Origin of the sequence: Gracilibacillus salinarum, from assembly GCF_022919575.1 — a bacterium.
Classification (GTDB): Bacteria; Bacillota; Bacilli; order Bacillales; family Amphibacillaceae; genus Gracilibacillus; species Gracilibacillus salinarum.
Genome location: NZ_CP095071.1, coordinates 3,452,382 through 3,470,853, shown reverse-complemented (window position 1 = coordinate 3,470,853; position 18,472 = coordinate 3,452,382). Strand labels below are relative to the sequence as shown.

Genomic DNA, 18,472 nt, shown 5'->3' with positions numbered 1-18,472 from the left:
TTTTACTTGGCCTAGCTCATTAACGCTACCATTAGCGCTTTTTGTGCATGCAAACGATTTTCTGCTTCCTGGAACACGACTGACTGTGGTCCATCGATTATGTCTGCTGTCACTTCTTCCCCTCTGTGGGCGGGTAAGCAGTGCATGAAGATCGCATCGGATTTGGCATGTGCGAACAATGTACTATTTACTTGATATTCGGCAAAAGCTTTTTCCCGTTCGATCTGTTCAGCTTCTTGACCCATGCTTGCCCAGACATCTGAGTAGATTACATCAGCATCTTTCACCGCTTCTGCAGCATTCTCGGTTACGATAACCTCAGATCCGTCTGCGAATGATTTAGCTAATTCGATAATTTCTTTTTTCGGCTGATAATCCTTCGGCGCAGCAATCGCTACATCTAATCCCATTTTGGCACAGCCAATCATCAAGGAATGAGCCATGTTATTACCGTCACCGATATAGGCTAATTTCAGCCCATCGAGTTTGCCTTTTTCCTCTTTTATCGTTTGCAGGTCTGCCAGCACTTGACAAGGATGATAATCATCTGTCAACCCATTAATAACTGGAATCGAAGCATTTTCCGCCAAATCCTCGACATCCTTCTGGGAAAAAGTACGGATCATAATTCCGTCTAAATACCCTGATAAAACTTTAGCTGTATCTGAAATCGGTTCGCCTCTTCCAATCTGAATATCATTGGCACTCAAAAATAGACCAGTTCCGCCAAGTTGATAAATTCCTGCTTCAAAGGAAACACGGGTACGGGTAGACGATTTCTCAAAAATCATCCCTAGTGTTTTTCCTTTAAGAGGCTGATAGACTTCACCGTTTTTACGCTTTTGTTTAATTTGCTCCGCTAATTCCAATAGATAGGCAATTTCCGCTTTCGAATAATCGGCAAGCGTCAAAAGATCTCTACCTTTTAACTGTGCTTGAAAACTCAAGGCATTGCACGCTCCTTTTTGTTTAAATGTAATTGGCTCTTCCGATGTTGCTGGATCGATAGTGGCGATTCTAACGTTTCGGTTGTTGCTTTTAAGTACGTTGATAGCGTGTCATTTGCTGTAAAGTGCAATGTATCAGAACGTAACGCTGCTTCACGTAATAACATATGGCTATCTTTCTCTCCATTTCGATGGGTATCTGCGATAAAGGCATACTTCTCATCAAGACAATGTTGCGACGCCTCTTTGGTCTCTGTGATTTGCGCTACAGGAATGCCTTGCGCTGTTAATAATGCAGCTGTTTCTCCATCTGCTTCGATCGCAGCTGGAACTAATTTTAATTGTTCAATCAATTTTTCATCCAGTTTCGTTAACGATAAGAAGACGACATCCTGTTCATTAAGTTTCTTTAAACTGGCTTCTTTCCAACCGAATGCTTTGGCCATTGCTTGCTCTACAGTAGATCCAAGACCAATTGCTTCACCCGTTGACTTCATTTCAGGACCTAAGATTGGATCAACACCAGGCAGCTTGTTGGTGGAGAAGACCGGCATTTTCACTGCATAATAAGGTACTTCTTCATGTAAACCAAGTTTCCAATCCTGAGCAGCTAATGCTTCCCCCATCTGAACACGTGTTGCGAGGTCAACCATCGGAACGCCCGTTACCTTGCTAGCAATTGGTACTGTACGCGAAGCACGAGGATTCACTTCTAATACGTAAATCGTCTGACGGTCTTCACTGATTACAAATTGAATATTCATTATTCCCTTTACATTCAGTTCCTGGGAGATTTTTTGAGCGTATTGTTCGATTTGTTGTTTGTGTGCTTCCGTTAAACTCGGCGCTGGAAAAATAGCTACACTGTCTCCTGAGTGTACTCCCGCTTTTTCGACGTGTTCGAAAATTCCTGGGATTAAGATATCAGCACCATCACAAATCGCATCAATCTCCACTTCATATCCTTCAATATAACGATCAATTAATAATGGAAAAATACGATTGTCATGTGCTTTTTCCTGCAAGTCTGTTAAATATTCGATCAGTTGTGCTTCATTATGCAAAATCACCATACCTTGCCCACCAATAACATATGATGGACGCATCAGAATCGGATACCCGATTTTCTCTGCTACAGCTTTGGCATCTTCAACTGCTGTTACCGTATCACCCGGAATATGCGGGATGCTCAGTTTTTGTAAGAGCTGATAGAAAAGATCACGATCCTCCACCGCTTCAATTGCCTCTAATGCCGTTCCAGCGATTGGAACGCCTGCTTTCTGTAATCCGTCTGCTAAATTAATCGCAGTCTGACCGCCGAATTGCACTAATACTCCTTGTGCTTGTTCTTTGCGAATCACATGCAATACATCTTCAACTGTTAACGGTTCGAAATACAAGTGATCAGCGGTATTGAAATCAGTACTGACTGTTTCAGGATTATTATTAATGACGACAGCATCGATTCCTTGGCCTTGCAGAGATTTAGCGGCATGGACCGAACAATAGTCGAATTCCACCCCTTGTCCAATACGGATAGGACCAGATCCCAGTACAACCATTCGTTTATCTCCTTGTAAGGATTCGACCTCATCCCATTCGTTCCAGGAGCTGTAGAAATATGGCGTTTCTGCTGAGAATTCTGCGGCACACGTATCAACCATTTTATAAGACGGCGCTAAGTCTTCTTCTTTTATTTTTTGCTGCACATCGCTAACTGTTACATCTAGTAATTTCGCTAGTGTAATGTCAGAAATACCGAACGATTTTGCCTCTTTTAATGTTGCGGCTTCGATTTGGTTCCAACCCGCGGATGCAATTTCTCTTTCTTTCTGGATCATCGCTTCCAGTTCATATAAAAAGTAATTATTAATTGCTGTAATAGCATGGATGTCATCAACCGTCATCCCTCTTCTTAGCGCTTCAGCTACGATAAACATCCGCTCATCTGTCGCTTTATCCAATGCTGTATGCAATGCTTGATCAGATAATTTTTCGACACCTGGCAAATGCAGTGAATCCAATCCTATTTCTAATGAACGAATTGCTTTATTAATGGCCATTGGGAAGTTACGCGCCAGTGCCATAACCTCTCCTGTTGCCTTCATCTGCGTTCCAAGTAAACGATCTGCCTGTGTAAACTTATCAAAAGGCCAGCGCGGAATTTTGGCTGCAATATAATCAATCGCAGGCTCAAAGCTAGCATACGTGTCACCAGTAATCGGATTAATAACTTCATCCAAGTGGTAACCGAGTGCCACTTTTGCCGCAATTTGAGCGATAGGATAGCCTGTTGCCTTCGATGCGAGCGCACTGGAACGACTTACCCGCGGATTTACTTCAATGATGATGTAGTCATCATTTTCCGGATTTAATGCGAACTGGATATTACATCCACCGATAACGCCTAATTCACGAATAACTCGAACAGAAGAGGTACGCAACATTTGATATTGACGATCTGTTAGTGTTTGTGAAGGTGCTACAACAATACTGTCTCCCGTATGAACACCTACCGGATCGAAGTTTTCCATGTTACAAACAATGATGCACGTATCATTAGAGTCACGCATCACTTCATATTCGATTTCTTTCCATCCTTTTACACTTTGCTCAATAAGCACTTGACTGATCGGACTGTAATGCAGGCCATTCTTCACTATTTGACGTAATTGTGCTTCATCATCTGCAATACCACCGCCAGCACCACCTAACGTATAGGCAGGACGAACGATCATTGGATAGCCGACTTTACTAGCAAAAGCAACTGCTTCTTCAACCGAAGAGGTGGAAAGACTTTCGGCAGTTGGTTCATCGATATCTTTCATCATCGACTTAAAGATTTCGCGATCTTCCCCTTTTTGGATTGTCTCAAGCGGCGTTCCTAATAATGTCACTTGATACTTTTCCAAAACACCCGCTTCATCTAGTAAAACCGCCATGTTTAATCCGGTTTGTCCGCCTAGAGTTGGTAAGATACCATCAGGACGTTCTTTTTCAATGATTTTGCTGATCGATTCACATGTTAAAGGTTCCAAATAAACTTTATCTGCAATATTTTCATCTGTCATAATCGTTGCCGGGTTGTTGTTGACAAGAATGACCTCTACACCATCTTCCTTCAGTGCTAGACATGCTTGCGTACCGGCGTAATCAAATTCTGCAGCCTGGCCGATGACGATCGGACCAGAGCCAATCACTAATACTTTTTTTATGTTGTCTTTCTTAGGCATGCTGTTTCTCTCCCTTGGTAATAAACTGCTGGATAAAATCTACGAATAAATGGTGCGTATCAATAGGACCCGGGTGAGCCTCAGGATGAAATTGGACCGTCATTAACGGTTTGCTTTTATGTTTTAGTCCTTCTACTGATTTATCGTTTACGTTGACATGGGAAACGTACCAGTTTGTCATATTAACAGAATCATAATCTACTACATAACCATGATTTTGTGAGGTGATCATTACTTTCCCTGTCTGTAAGTCTTTTACAGGATGGTTACTTCCTCTATGCCCATAAGGCAGACGTTTCGTTGTTGCACCATGCGCAAGCGCAATTAACTGATGTCCTAAGCAGATTCCCATTGTCGGAAAGCTTTCGGAAATTTGTTTCATTTCTCCTAATAATGGTTCTAATGCTTTAGGATTTCCTGGGCCGTTGGATAAAAGAACACCATCGGGATCGATTGCCTTCATTTCTGCAAAATTTGTATCAAATGGTACTACCGTAACGTCACACCCTAATGCTAATAATGATTTTGCAATCGAATGTTTGTAGCCAAAGTCCATGACCACCACATGCGGCGTAGGATTATTAGCCGGATTCTCTGTTTTGAAAAATTGTTTCTCTCTCACAGAAACAGTGGAAACAATTGTTTCATTTACTGTGTTCGTTTCCGGCTTCTGTTCAGGATCTGTCGTTATCTTCCCGTACACTTCTCCGTGTTCGCGGATAATTCGGGTAAGAGCTCTCGTATCGACATGTGATAATGCCGGAATATAATGCTGTTCAAGCATTTCTAATAATGTATTGGTTGATTCATAGTGTTCCGGATTGTGACTAGGTGTCGAGACAATAAACCCTTTTAATGATGGTTTCAAACTTTCATAATCGATGTCATTCCATCCGTAATTTCCGATCAGCGGATAAGTCATCGTCACGATTTGACCTGCATAAGAGGGATCTGTCATAACTTCCTGATATCCAGTCATTGCTGTGTTAAAAACCAGCTCTCCCTCTGTTTCTTTAGGGGCGCCCAACCATTGACCTTCTAACACATCACCAGTATTTAAAACAAGATAACCTGTTGTTGCTTGCATCATGTCTCTCCTCCAATAACTAACATACTTCAATTTAATTATTTATAATTATACTATAAACCTTATATTTATGCATTATCTTTTTCAAACTTTTTCGAAACTTTAGGGATATGCTCCTCACTGCCAAAAAAGCAACTGATAAGGATCAGCTGCTTTTTTGTTTATTTTTTTAATACATTTACTTTTTCAGCGTGGGTTGTAGTCCATTGTTTGCTTGTTTCCAAACGTTGATCGGCTTGTGTTATTTGCTCCTGTACACGATTTTTGGCGGTACCGCCTACTACATCACGTGCATTTACAACTGCTTCCGGGGACAGTACATCATAAATATCCTCATCAATTAAGGAAGAAAAGCCTTTAAAGTCGTCCATGCTTAAATCTAATAAATAAATATTCTCCTGGATACAATGAAGCACTACCTGTCCTACAACGGCATGCGCTTCACGGAATGGCAGATCTTTATTCACTAAATAATCAGCTAGATCCGTTGCATTGGAGAAGTCCTCTGCTACCGCTGCATACATGTTATCTTTTTTCACTTCCATCGTTTCAATCATCGGGGCAAAAAGGGCTAGCGCTCCTTTTAGCGTCTCCATCGTATCAAACATACCTTCTTTGTCTTCTTGCATATCTTTATTATAGGCAATAGGTAAGCCTTTCAACGTGGTCAGCATTCCAATTAAATTACCGTAAACGCGACCTGTTTTCCCTCTGACAAGCTCGGCAACATCCGGATTTTTCTTTTGCGGCATCATGCTGCTTCCGGTACAAAACGCATCATCTAGCTCAACAAACTTGAATTCTGCACTGGACCATTGCACCAATTCCTCACTCAAACGAGACAGGTGCATAATGGTTAAAGAAGCATTCGATAGAAATTCAACGACAAAATCACGATCACTTACCGCATCTAAACTGTTTTCCACGACGCCATCAAAATTCAACTTGTCCGCAACATAATGACGATCGATTGGGAAAGTTGTCCCAGCCAATGCACCAGCACCTAGAGGCGAACGGTTCACCCGTTTAAAACTGTCACATAACCGTTCCACATCACGTTCAAACATTGAAACATAGGCCATCATATGATGGGCGAACAACACCGGCTGTGCACGTTGTAAGTGTGTATAACCAGGAAGAATTGTGTCTAAATTGGCTTTTGCCTGTGTAAGCAAAGCCCCTTGTAAATTCGATAATAACTCCACTAACGTTACTAATGAATCCCGCAAGTACAAGCGCATGTCTAATGCTACTTGATCATTACGACTTCTTCCCGTATGCAATTTACCGCCAACAGCACCGACTTCGTCAATTAACAGCTTCTCCACATTCATGTGAATGTCTTCATTTGCTTCTGTCAATTCTGCCTCTCCGGCTTCAATCTTTGCAGCAACTGAAATTAAGCCTTTTTTGATTGTTTCCGCGTCTTCAGCAGGAATGATTTCACAGGCAGCAAGCATTTCTACATGTGCCAGGCTGCCCTGAATATCATATTGTGCCAGCTTCTGATCAAAGCTGATCGATGCTGTATACTCATCGACTAATTCATTTGTTGGTTTTGTAAATCGTCCGCCCCATAGTTTCATTGTTTCACTGATTCCTTCATATCAATTTTTGTTTTTTCCATAATTTTCGCTTTATCTGCATGCACATTATTCACCGTAGAATGAACTTTTGTCGGTAAGCCCCAAAGCTTAATAAATCCAAGTGCTGCTTCATGATCAAATTCGTCTTCTTTGTTATACGTTGCCAATTTGAAGTCATAAAGCGAATTGTCTGACTTACGGCCAATGACAAATGCTTGCCCTTTATATAACTGTAACTTTGCAACACCATTTACAAATTTCTGTGTTTCTGCAATAAACGCTTTTAATGCATCCGTTAATTGCGTAAACCATAAGCCATCATAAATAGCTTGCTCTAATTGCTGTTCCACAACTGGCTTGAATTTCGTTACTTCTCTTGGCAATGTAATAGACTCGATTTCGTGGTGTGCTTTAATAAGCGTAATTGCCGCTGGTGCTTCGTAAATTTCACGAGATTTAATACCTACCAGACGATTTTCGACATGATCAATTCTGCCGACACCATGCTTACCAGCAATTTCGTTTAATTCTAAAATCAACTCATGTAATGGGTACTCCTGACCATTAAGTGCAACTGGCTTTCCTTGCTTAAACTCGATTTCAACAATTTCCGGTTGCTCTGGTGCATCAATTGGGTTCACCGTTAATTCATACGCATCTTCTGGCGCTTCTGCCCATGGGTCTTCTAAAATACCACATTCATTTGCACGTCCCCATAAGTTTTGATCAACACTGTAAGGACTGTCTAAATCGATCGGAATCGGAATACCATTCGCTTGTGCATATTTAATCTCTTCATCTCTAGTCATCTTCCATTCACGAACGGGTGCGACAATCTTAAGATCTGGATTTAGTGACGTGAAAGCAACGTCGAAACGTACTTGGTCATTTCCTTTTCCAGTACAGCCATGCGCAACTGCTACCGCGCCTTCTTTTTCAGCAATATCAACTAGTACTTTGGCGATCAATGGACGAGAAAGCGCAGATACCAATGGATATTTATCTTCATACATCACATTTGCTTGTAAGGCTGGTAGTACAAAATCTTCTGCAAACAGTTGCTTTGCATCAACAGAATAAGACTTGATCGCTCCTACATCGAGTGCTTTGTTTTTCACAAATTCTAAATCTTTTCCTTCGCCAACATCTAATCCTACTGCAATTACATCATAATTATATTTGTCCTGTAACCATTTAATTGCAACGGAAGTATCTAATCCCCCGGAATAAGCTAATACTACTTTTTCTTTACTCATGAAAAATCTCTCCTTAACTGAATATCTGTATTATAATTATTTTCGTTTGATTAATTATGTATTATTATGCACCATTTAGTATATTAATGCAACCGTAAAACGGAAATTTTTTATTTTTTTCGTCGAATTTATGAAGAACTTCTGTCTGTTACCTGTACTGATTGCTTTTATTCATACATATGTATAAATATAAAAATCCAGTTTTTACAGCTTTCTTGTAACCCTTTTGTCCTTCCTGCGTCTAATCTGTAAAGTGAGACTTCAATCAGTGGTGGGTTTTGATCCCCACTGATTGCTAGCGAAACTTATCAGGAAGTTATCGTCCGAATATCCCCCACTCAGCTTCTTATTTATCTCTCGAAGTGGCGGTATTACGGACAGTTAGCGCCGTGATAAAAAAAAAGAGGTGGTCAATTTGAAGAAGTGTTTGTTAGCATTGATGATGCTGCTGTTTTTCACTGCTTGTTCTGATCAAGATGATAGTTCCAGCAATGAAGCTGCAGACATGGCAACAGTAGAATCTTCAAACGAATCTGGCATGAGTATGAGAGAGGAAGCGGAGACAGCACCTTCGAACGATATGGATAGTGCAGAAAATAAAGTGGTGGAAGAACAGGCTGCAGATGAAGAAACTTCGAGTGATACCGCAGTAGATAATGCCTCAGATCGAAAAATTATTTATAACGCCAATCTTCATGTCGAAACGAAACAATTTGATGAAACCGTTACCTATTTAGAAGACCAAACAGAAAGCCTGGGTGGATATGTTGTTTCTTCCAGTTTTAATGACTACGAAAATGAATCCAGCAACAGATTTGGAAACATCACAGTTAGAATACCTTCAGAAAAATTTCAGGATTTTTTACTGCTTGTTGAAGAAGGAAAAGTTAACGTATTGAATAAATCGACGAGCGGTGAAGATGTTACGGAACAATATGTTGATTTGTCCTCCCGACTGAAAGCAAAAGAAGTAGTAGAAGAACGGTTACTCTCCTTTATGGAAAACGCAGAAAAAACAGAGGATTTATTAAAAATTTCAGATGATCTGGCAGCAGTGCAGGAAGAAATCGAACAAATTAAAGGAAGAATGCAATATTTAGATAATCAATCAGATTTAGCAACGATCACTATTCAAATCGATGAAACGAAAGTCAATGTCCCATCCGTACAGGATGAAACGTTAAACACATGGGAAAAAACACAAGAGCAATTCTTGAAAAGTATTCAAACCATCCTCGCGATTGCATCGGCTGTCTTTGTAACTATTATCGGGAATGCGCCATTGCTGATTCTCTTGCTCGTTATTGCTGCTATCGTTATTGTCATCATTAGAAGAAGAAAAAAGCGAAATAAATCCACTGTCCATGATGATAATATGAGCGAGTAATAATAAAACGCTTAGGTCGTTAGTTCCTAAGCGTTTTTTAGTATTTATTTATGGTTTTAGGAAATCCTCGTCCTGGTATGCGGGATTAGGATACGTGTAAAAACCTTCGCCTGATTGCACTCCCTTTTTCCCTTTATCGATAAATTCTTTCTTCACTAAATCAGCTATTCTTTTAAACTTAGCTTGCTCTGGATTATTAGGATCCTCTGCTTTTGCACTGACGATATTATATATCGTATCTACTCCAATAATATCCATGATACTGAATGGTCCTAGCGGTGCACCAGTAGCAACCATCCACGTTTTATCAATGGTATAAGGATCTGCAACATCGCCTTCCCATAACCCTTGCGCAGCATCAAGTAATGGCACCAACAGGCTGTTTAAGATATATCCCGGTTGTTCCTTTTTGATATGAAGAGGCACCATACCAATAGCAGATGCGAATTCCAGAACCTGTGTAACCACTTCTGAGTCAGTTCCAGGATGCTCCATTACTTCTCCAGTGTTGTTCATCCAAATACGGTTTGCAAAATGCAATGCTATAAATTTATTCGGTCGACCAGTATATTCCGCAAATTGACTAGGAAGCATCGTAGAACTATTCGTTGCAAATATTGTTTGAGGAGGAGCTACTTTAGCAAGTTTTTGATAAAAATCCTTCTTTATTTCTTCTTTTTCAGGTACAGCTTCTATTAACAGATCTGCATTAGCCACCGCTTCTCCTAAATCCGTAACGAAGTGAAGACGTTGTTTTGCTGTCTTTGCAGCCTCTTGTTCATCTTTAAAGTAATCGACATAGGTTTTTTCTAAATTGTCCATCCGTTCTTTTGCTTTTTCAATAGCTTCGTCATTAATGTCATACACGACAACCTCAAAACCTTTAAATGCCGTTTGGAAAGCGATTTGACTGCCTAAGACACCACTGCCCGCTACCGTAATGTTTTTAAAGTTCATATTCTATTCCTCCCTAAGTATTTACTTACTTGATTTTCTTTTATTATTCTACTTGTTATGTAAAAAATGCACGACCCGCTCAGTGTTATTATTCTTGATAATATTTAATACGATGCTCCATCAGCATTAATTGCTCTGTCCATTGACTCATCATCTCTTCTGAGAACGGTTCTGTTGTAAAAGCTTGAAGCTGCTTTACCTTCTTCGCTACCGCTTCATATCTTTTCTTACCTTCCATAGTCAATGATACATATTTTTGGCGTTTATCTTCCTCACCACTCGTGACGTTAAGCAACTGTTGTTCCTTTAATTTTCGCACCAGTGATGACACAGTTGGCTTTTCTACCGACCACGCTTTTACTATGTCCATACTCGTGCATTTATCCTTTTCATAAATATGGTGCATGACGAGCCACTGTACTGGTGTAATGTCGTGTGTCGAACACAATTCCTGAAGACGAATAACGTACCATTTGTTCAGACGGTATATAGTCGAGAATAAATTCATGTTAGTCCTCCGCATTTAGTTCGTAACCCTAACTAAATTAACTATAAAAGAACTTTCCAAAAATGTAAAGAAATTTAGTCATAAATTACTAGGATTAAAGACCTTTTCATTTTAAGGGCAAAATAATATACTTTCTTACCTCAAAACAAAGACCAAATCACTAAAGGATTTGGTCTTAAAGTTAATTTTATTCTGTTAATACTGTGTTATCACATCTTGTTTTGGCTTTCTGACAAGGCCCATAATTCCGGCAATGACATAGAATATACCGGCGAATATTGCGCCTCCGAATGTAATGAGGGTTGTTCCAGCACCAACTACTAATAAAATAATACTGGCCGCCATTGGTTTGCTGTTTCCTCTAAAGAAAAACATTGCAACGATACCTGCTATAATAGAAATCAGCGAGCCGACGATTATTACCGTTCCGATCGTGCCGATTGCATTTGGAATTTGCATTTCTAAATTAGCAATATCCCCTTGATTCAAATTCGGGTTCTGTGCAAGTATTTCCTGCATGAAGCCCTCTTGTCCTTCCATCATACGAAAGATTCCACCAAATAAAATACCAAACCCATAAACACAAGCACCGATAATTGCTAATACTACTTCTACCGTTCTCTTCATTTGTTGTTCTCCTCCCACATCTTCTTTCTATAGTGATCATATGCGCGTGAGACTCCAAACATGTAGCCTGTCAATGAAACACGCTATTATGTTGTACGATTCTCCAAGTCAAAACGTTTCACTTAGTCAATACTATCTTTAACTTGTCTGCTTGCACCATGCCTGACAGAGCCGATACCTCTTCCAAATGATAACGCATGCGTAATGGCTTGATGAACAAACTGCTTACTTCCCTTTACCGCATCAAGCATCGGTACTCCTTTTGCCAACTCTGCCGTCAGACATGCTGCAAAAGTACAACCTGCTCCACTTGTATGAACTGTATCAATTAAAGGAGCTTCGATAACTTCCAATTTATCACCATCATAGTACAGATCGACGGCCTGGTTCTTTATACTTCCCGCTTTCAGCAGTACAGATTGCGGACCCAATTGATACAACTCCTTTGTTGCATCCACTAGTGCTGACCATTCTGATGGAATAGGCTTTTCAAGCAATTTCTCTGCTTCCATCTTATTTGGCGTGATAATGGATGCTTGCGGAATTAACTGTTCTTTTAATACCTCGATGGCATCATCCGCTAATAGCTGAGAACCCATTTTTCCAATCATAACGGGATCAATCACTTTATACTGAATAGCAGATCCATCCAGCAAATCACTTACAAGTTCAATAATTTCCTTTGAAAAAAGCATACCTGTCTTAACGGCATCGACTCCGACCATTTCATTAATAGCAAAATATTGTGCTCTAATCTCTTCTGGATCACGAATAAAGATGCCATTAGCTGTTTGACTATTGTTTGCCACAGTAGCCGTAATTACTGACATACCATAGACATCACGTTCTTGAAATGTTTTTAAATCAGCTTGTATGCCTGCACTTCCTTGTGCTGCTGCACCAGCTATCGTAACTACACGTTTCATGCTCTACACCTCGATGTTCTTACATTAAATTGCAATAAAAAACCAAATAATCATAATCAGTTGAATAATTATTTTAGCAAATGTACCACTTAGGAAGCCAATTAATGATCCTACCGCAGCTTTAATTGCATCCTGTACGGTTTTCTTTAGTATTAATTCTGTCACAAAGACGAATACGAAGGGTACAATGATAATACCAAATGGCGGAATGATAAAAGAACCGACGATGACACCAACTGCTGCCAATCGTTCACCTGTTTTACTGCCACCAAATTTTTTAACAAAATAACTGTTAGCAATGATATCGGCAAAAATGAGTATGAGCGTCCAAATCACCATGGCAATCCAAAAGATCCAGCCTATATTACTTGCTGCCAGAGCAAACTGGTAAATCAAAAAGCCGACCCAAATTACTAATACAGACGGTATAATAGGAAAAATGATACCGACAAACGCTAAAACAAAGCAGACAACTATTAATATCCACCATACTATATCCATTTCACACACAGCTCCATTCCTAAACATTTATGTCTCCTTTATACTATAAGCAAACATAAATGTATACTTTTATACTCCCAGACTCACGAATTGCAAAAACTTATCACTTGTCTCGTACTTTGACAAGCGTCGTAATCTTTTTTATGCACTACACGGGCTTCTTCATATTTTTCTGCCGCACAAAAAATAATCCCCGTTTCCGACTGGTGAAACGGAGATTATGATGATAATTAATCAGCTAACACATCAGCATATTCTTTCACATAAGGAGGTAAGTCTGGTGGTCGGCGACTGGAGATAATATGACCATCTGTTACCACCGGCTCATCGAACCATAAACTTCCCGCATTCGTCATATCATCTTTAATACCTGGTGTACTGGTTACTTTCTTGCCACGTAAGATACCTGCAGAAATCAATACCCAGCCTGCATGACAAATCTGACCTATTGGTTTTTTTGCATCATTCATATGCGTTACCATTTTGATCACTTCTGGGTATCGTCTCAATTTATCCGGTGCCCAACCACCTGGTACTAGTATGCCATCATAGTCTTCTGCTTTCACTTCATCAAAAGCATAATCTGACTCTGCAGGCACACCGTATTTTCCGATATATTTTTTCTTTGCTTCTTTTCCTACTAAATCAACTGTGGCACCTTCTTCTCGCAAACGGAGAACAGGATACCATAATTCAAGATCTTCAAATTCATCTTCTACTAAAGCTATTACTTTTTTGTTTTCAAGACGCATGCCGTTTTCCCTCCTAGACATTGATACTTCTAGTGTATCAGATATTCGATCCAGAATACGAATAATTCATTTATGAATAATACTGGTTATAATCCCAGAAAGTATTAGCCATGAGCTGAGGTTTTTCAGCCTGACTTATTGCCGTTATAATCGACACACCATCAGCCCCTGCCTTTCTGAGTGATATCACATGTCGCAGTTTAATGCCTCCAATTGCTACAATTGGCAACGTTCCTACTTGCTTACGAATACGACAAAGGCCGTCAGTACCTATTGGTTGCTTTGCGTCTTCTTTCGTATTTGTACCAAAGATAGGGCCAACTCCAATATAATCGGCACCATCTTTGTGAGCCTGTACAGCTTCCTCAAGATTAGTGGCAGATACTCCGATCACACAATCTGCTGGTACTATTTCTCTCACTCTTGCGATCGACATATCATCTTGTCCGACATGAACTCCATCCGCACCCATTTCAATAGCTAAGTTGACATCATCGTTAATGAAGAAGGGAACCCGATATTGCTGACAAAGCTTTTGCATCTGCTGTGCCAATTGCTTTTTTGCCGACCCTTGTAACGCATCCTTCCCTTTTTCACGGAATTGGAAGCAGGTAATACCACCTTTCAACGCTTCCTCTAATACCACAAGGGGATCTTGGGCTGTATTGTTGCTTCCCATAATAAAATATACTTGTAACCACTCTCGTTGCATGTCTTTAGGCACCTCTGATCATACGAATTTTCCTGTTAATTTCTTCACTTTTCAAGTTATATAATTGATCAATAAAACTCACCTGAAAGCTGCCCGGCAATTGTTGTTCATTAGCTGCATTTTCTGCCGCAATACCATAATAACTGACCGCGTCTGTCATTGCTTGTAATACATCATCCGTCACTGCCAAAAAAGCTGCCAGTACAGATGATAATAAACATCCCGCTCCTGTTACTTTTGTTAAAAGCGGATGACCGTTTGAGAGGATGACTTTTTCACCTCGATGAATGAGAATATCCTGTGCTCCTGTAATCACAAGGGATACTCCTAATTTCTGGTGGGCTTGTGCTGCCAAAGTTTCCATATCTACATCACCAGCACCATCTACACCTCGAACGGTTGCAGAGAGACCAGCAAGACTCGCTATTTCCCCAGCATTACCTCGAATACAAGTTACCTTCACTTGCTCCAGAATCCGCTGAGCCGATTGGGTGCGGAATGTTGTCGCCCCGACCCCAACCGGATCAAAAACAACAGGAGTTCCTGCCTGATTGGCAGCTTTTCCCGCTACTATCATGGCATCTACCTGCATATCAGTTAAAGTCCCGATATTCAGTACAAGTGCATTTGCTAGTGCAGCCATTTCTCCTACTTCTTCTTTAGCATTAGCCATGACAGGTGATGCCCCAATCGCATACAGGCCATTTGCTGTAAAATTCATAACTACTTGATTTGTAATATTGTGAATCAAGGGCTGATTTTTTCTTACTTCTTCTATTAAATGACTCATTTATCCACTATCTCCTTCTGAGCTGGCAGTCCTTCTAAACGATATCCCCAATGATTAGTTGGTCCATTCCCTTTTCCTAGTTCTAATGGGTACTCAATCGCTTTGGTAATATAGGCTTTTCCTAACTCTACCGCATCTTTCACTGATTTACCTTTTGCTAATTCCGCAGTAATAGCTGCAGAGAATGTACAGCCGGTACCATGTGTATGCTTCGTATTAAACCGCTCAGATTGGAAGTAATAGAGTTCGTTTCCATCATATAACACATCAATCGCTTCTCCAGTAAGGTGACCACCTTTCACAATAGCCGCTTGAGCACCCAACTCATCAACAATCAATTTAGCTGCTTTTTCTGCATCGTCGTTTGTCTGGATATCAAATCCGACTAGTATCTCAGCCTCTGGTACATTGGGTGTAACGACTGTTGCAAGTGGGATTAACGTTTGTCGAATTACTTCTCTTGATGTTTTATCCATTAAGGAATGACCACTCTTTGCTACCATCACCGGGTCAATGACATAAGGAATTGTCGAATTTTTTAATTTTTTTGCAATCAATTCCATCATTTCCACTGTTGCAATCATACCTGTTTTGATTGCTTGTGGCGGAATATCAGTAAGGACAGCGTCGAGTTGTTTTTCAATAAAATCAACTGTTAGATGCTGAACATCCTGAACACCTTCTGTATTCTGTGCAACCACGGAAGTGATGACACTCATGCCATATACTTCTCTTTCCTGAAACACTTTTAGATCAGCTTGTATGCCAGCTCCACCCGTAGGATCTGTTCCTGCGATCGTAAGTGCTGATGCTATTTTATGCATAAGAAGACTCCTTTCCTTTCAAAGAGAAAGGCCATTCTTCCACCTGATAGGCCATTTCCCAGAATAAATATTCGAGCTGACAGCTCTTCATAAAGGCTAGTTTTGCCTTTTGTTTCTCTTTCTCACCAGCGTCCTCTGCCCATTTATCTAATCGTTTTCGCAACTCAGTCGTAACAGATGCTGTTTCGTCCTGTGCATAGAAAGATATCCAATCATAAAACGGATGATTTTCTTGAGGTTTGTATTGTTTATTTAAGTAGTGGCCAATCTCTAAATAAGTCCAAGGACATGGTAATAACGCGGCTATCAATTCTCCAATGCTGCCTTGCATCGCCACTGTTTTCATGTGCGTCACATAATGGTCTGCCGTTGGTGGTAATGGATATCCTTGTAATTCCTCATACGAGACACCTGCAACTTCGCATAAATTGTTATGAGGGTGAATCTCACTGTGGAGAACAAAACCGATTTGCTCATAAAAATAGTTCATTTCGTCTCTTACATCACTTTTTGAAATAGCTAAACCATAAATATTAATAAACGCATTTAAGTATTCAAAATCTGCTTTCACATAATGAATAATTGCTTCTTTCTTTAAATCGCCCTTACCTAGTCCTGTCACAAATGGGTGTTGAAAAATTCCTTCAAACACATCGTCGGCCGCCACTCGTAATTCTTCACTAAATGTCATTTTGTATTCCTCCAACATATTTATTTTCACAACAAAAAGCCGCTCAGCTAAGCGGAGCGGCTCATTTTTGAATAATAAATATCAAAAAGTCAGGCGTATGGACGTACACCTTCCGACTCCACTTTCCTACGCTGGTACTAACCAGTTCAGGTTCAAAGGGATCAAGAACATCATTCTTATCTCAGCTGCTACCCGCAGCACCCCTAGCGGAATTTCGTTATGAAGTTAATTCCACTAAAACATGGAAACCGATCTTTGTCAAGCAACACGGGCACTGCTCTACTGAAATTAAAGTACGGCTTCTATATGAATATACAACTTTCTTAAATGTGGATTATGTCAACTAAAGCTGTTTGGCAAAACGGTCATATTGAAATATTTTATCTGCGTTGCAAAGCTCCGGAAATAGGCTCCGCGTCCTGTGGGCACGGCTTCAGCTAGGCTACTACTTTGAACTACTCCTTTGCTGCCTTGTGCCGAGGAAGCTCCCTTCGAAGCGGTACTTGCAGACGCAGGCACAAATGAAATGGATCTTCAGCTCGCGCTGAGGCATGAGGAGTCTCCGCCTATTTCCTACGCTTAAGGGAAGTGCTACAACATTTGAAACAGCTAAAAGCAGTGGTTCTAGGCATTATTTTATTCATTCCATTCCTGTTATATATACAGTGATCAATATGCTATCTCTTACAAAAGTTGTAGAGTCCACATCCTAGCGTAGGCCAACCACGTAGACTCCCGCGGGATTGTGCAGGTGCTGGAGATCCACTTTGTGAAGCGTTCTTCTTCACAAAGTTAGCTCCAGCCGTGCCCCGCAGGACGCGGAGTGGTTGGACGGAGCGGTATGCCAGCACTTGAAACATTTCAAAATCACCGTATAGCTAAGGCCATTTGTTTACATAATCCATATAATAGGAACTTAACTTCATGTTCAATAGATTACTGCTGTGACTGGGTTTTATACTTGCTGAGTGATAAAAAAGGTCCGATCATTGGATAATGACCGGAACCTTATACTAGTTTATAATCCCAAATGAATCAATTGGCCAGATGCGCATTTTCACATCACCAATTACCGCATCTTCATCAATAAAGCCGAATTGACGACTATCTTTACTCACTCTGCGATTATCACCCAAAACAAATAATTTTCCTTCAGGCACTGTATCACTACCTGTTATTTCTTCCAGTGTGAAATCATATGTGAGTTGATCCCCATCTGAAAGAACGGATTTATACTCATCCAGATATGTTTCCTCATATAATTCACCATTAATGTAAAGCTTGTCATCTTTCATTTCAATCTGGTCGCCTGCAAAACCAATCACTCGTTTGACATAATTATCATCTGAGTCAGGAGCTTCAAAAGCAATTTCATCAAATCGCTCAATATCACTTACTTTACTCAGGATAATTCTGTCTCCATCATGTAAATTCGGCATCATCGACTCCCCTTTTACGACAGAGGGGGTAATAAGGAAATGCCGACAGACAAGTACGATTACCAGAGCGACTAATAATGCCTTCAGCCAGGAAAGCACTTCTTTTACAATTTTGTTTTCCATGGGGAAACCTTCTTTCATTTGTTAACTCTTTTCCTTCGGGTGATTGTATGATATTCTGTTTAAATGCAATCTACCGTAAACGCTAACGATATCAGTTTAGCATATTTTGTATATTATAACATAGAA

At 40.3% G+C, this 18,472-nt stretch carries 17 protein-coding genes and 1 riboswitch; of the genes, 1 reads left to right on the top strand and 16 read right to left on the bottom strand.

All coding sequences use genetic code 11. The features are described from left to right. Nucleotides 1-11: 11 nt before the first annotated feature. From argF to MUN87_RS16205, 5 genes are all read right to left on the bottom strand, one after another. A complete protein-coding gene (argF, locus tag MUN87_RS16225) occupies nucleotides 12-947 on the bottom strand; it encodes an ornithine carbamoyltransferase (protein WP_244741715.1) in 936 nt (311 codons plus the stop codon). After that, nucleotides 944-4,180 carry a carbamoyl-phosphate synthase (glutamine-hydrolyzing) large subunit gene (gene carB, locus MUN87_RS16220; protein WP_244741713.1) on the bottom strand — a complete coding sequence of 1,079 codons (3,237 nt, stop codon included), beginning with the start codon at nucleotides 4,178-4,180 and terminating at the stop codon, nucleotides 944-946. Before carB ends, argF begins: the two co-directional genes overlap by 4 nt. Further along, nucleotides 4,173-5,267, bottom strand: coding sequence for a carbamoyl phosphate synthase small subunit (locus MUN87_RS16215; RefSeq protein ID WP_244747990.1), 1,095 nt, complete (start codon nucleotides 5,265-5,267; stop codon nucleotides 4,173-4,175). The genes carB and MUN87_RS16215 overlap by 8 nt, the downstream gene beginning before the upstream one ends. Nucleotides 5,268-5,428: 161 nt before the next feature. Then, nucleotides 5,429-6,853, bottom strand: coding sequence for an argininosuccinate lyase (argH, locus tag MUN87_RS16210; RefSeq protein ID WP_244741711.1), 1,425 nt, complete (start codon nucleotides 6,851-6,853; stop codon nucleotides 5,429-5,431). Continuing rightward, nucleotides 6,850-8,109 (bottom strand): argininosuccinate synthase, encoded by a 1,260-nt coding sequence (locus MUN87_RS16205; RefSeq protein WP_244741709.1) that lies wholly within the window; start codon nucleotides 8,107-8,109, stop codon nucleotides 6,850-6,852. The genes argH and MUN87_RS16205 overlap by 4 nt, the downstream gene beginning before the upstream one ends. Before the next feature lie 415 nt (nucleotides 8,110-8,524). Here MUN87_RS16205 and MUN87_RS16200 point away from each other — a divergent pair, with 415 nt between their 5' ends. Continuing rightward, nucleotides 8,525-9,496 (top strand): DUF4349 domain-containing protein, encoded by a 972-nt coding sequence (locus MUN87_RS16200; RefSeq protein WP_244741707.1) that lies wholly within the window; start codon nucleotides 8,525-8,527, stop codon nucleotides 9,494-9,496. Nucleotides 9,497-9,544: 48 nt separating this feature from the next. Here MUN87_RS16200 and MUN87_RS16195 read toward each other — a convergent pair whose 3' ends face one another. From MUN87_RS16195 to lepB, 11 genes are all read right to left on the bottom strand, one after another. Then, nucleotides 9,545-10,453 (bottom strand): 3-hydroxyacyl-CoA dehydrogenase, encoded by a 909-nt coding sequence (locus MUN87_RS16195; RefSeq protein WP_244741705.1) that lies wholly within the window; start codon nucleotides 10,451-10,453, stop codon nucleotides 9,545-9,547. 88 nt (nucleotides 10,454-10,541) lie between these two features. Continuing rightward, nucleotides 10,542-10,961: a MarR family winged helix-turn-helix transcriptional regulator gene (locus MUN87_RS16190; RefSeq protein ID WP_244741703.1), complete on the bottom strand. Its 420-nt coding sequence runs from the start codon at nucleotides 10,959-10,961 to the stop codon at nucleotides 10,542-10,544. Nucleotides 10,962-11,156: 195 nt separating this feature from the next. Beyond that, nucleotides 11,157-11,588: a DUF4064 domain-containing protein gene (locus tag MUN87_RS16185; protein WP_244741701.1), complete on the bottom strand. Its 432-nt coding sequence runs from the start codon at nucleotides 11,586-11,588 to the stop codon at nucleotides 11,157-11,159. A 122-nt stretch (nucleotides 11,589-11,710) separates the two neighbouring features. Further along, nucleotides 11,711-12,514 carry a bifunctional hydroxymethylpyrimidine kinase/phosphomethylpyrimidine kinase gene (thiD, locus tag MUN87_RS16180; RefSeq protein ID WP_244741699.1) on the bottom strand — a complete coding sequence of 268 codons (804 nt, stop codon included), beginning with the start codon at nucleotides 12,512-12,514 and terminating at the stop codon, nucleotides 11,711-11,713. A 24-nt stretch (nucleotides 12,515-12,538) separates the two neighbouring features. Next, nucleotides 12,539-13,015 carry a DUF456 domain-containing protein gene (locus MUN87_RS16175; protein ID WP_244741698.1) on the bottom strand — a complete coding sequence of 159 codons (477 nt, stop codon included), beginning with the start codon at nucleotides 13,013-13,015 and terminating at the stop codon, nucleotides 12,539-12,541. A gap of 230 nt (nucleotides 13,016-13,245) precedes the next feature. Next, entirely contained in the window at nucleotides 13,246-13,767 is a 522-nt protein-coding gene (locus MUN87_RS16170) for a type 1 glutamine amidotransferase domain-containing protein (RefSeq protein WP_244741696.1), read from the bottom strand. Between the two features lie 70 nt (nucleotides 13,768-13,837). Beyond that, complete coding sequence (thiE, locus tag MUN87_RS16165; RefSeq protein WP_244741694.1) at nucleotides 13,838-14,479, bottom strand: thiamine phosphate synthase; 642 nt, start codon at nucleotides 14,477-14,479, stop codon at nucleotides 13,838-13,840. Between the two features lie 4 nt (nucleotides 14,480-14,483). Further along, on the bottom strand, nucleotides 14,484-15,269 hold the full coding sequence (thiM, locus tag MUN87_RS16160) for a hydroxyethylthiazole kinase (protein WP_244741692.1): 786 nt from the start codon (nucleotides 15,267-15,269) through the stop codon (nucleotides 14,484-14,486). Continuing rightward, the gene (thiD, locus tag MUN87_RS16155) at nucleotides 15,266-16,093 is read right to left on the bottom strand and encodes a bifunctional hydroxymethylpyrimidine kinase/phosphomethylpyrimidine kinase (RefSeq protein ID WP_244741691.1); all 828 of its coding nucleotides are present in this window, start codon (nucleotides 16,091-16,093) and stop codon (nucleotides 15,266-15,268) included. Before thiD (MUN87_RS16155) ends, thiM begins: the two co-directional genes overlap by 4 nt. Then, the gene (gene tenA / locus MUN87_RS16150; protein WP_244741689.1) at nucleotides 16,086-16,784 is read right to left on the bottom strand and encodes a thiaminase II; all 699 of its coding nucleotides are present in this window, start codon (nucleotides 16,782-16,784) and stop codon (nucleotides 16,086-16,088) included. Before tenA ends, thiD (MUN87_RS16155) begins: the two co-directional genes overlap by 8 nt. 106 nt (nucleotides 16,785-16,890) lie before the next feature. After that, nucleotides 16,891-16,999: riboswitch (TPP riboswitch) on the bottom strand. Between the two features lie 798 nt (nucleotides 17,000-17,797). Beyond that, a complete protein-coding gene (lepB, locus tag MUN87_RS16145) occupies nucleotides 17,798-18,346 on the bottom strand; it encodes a signal peptidase I (RefSeq protein ID WP_244741687.1) in 549 nt (182 codons plus the stop codon). Nucleotides 18,347-18,472: the final 126 nt, after the last annotated feature.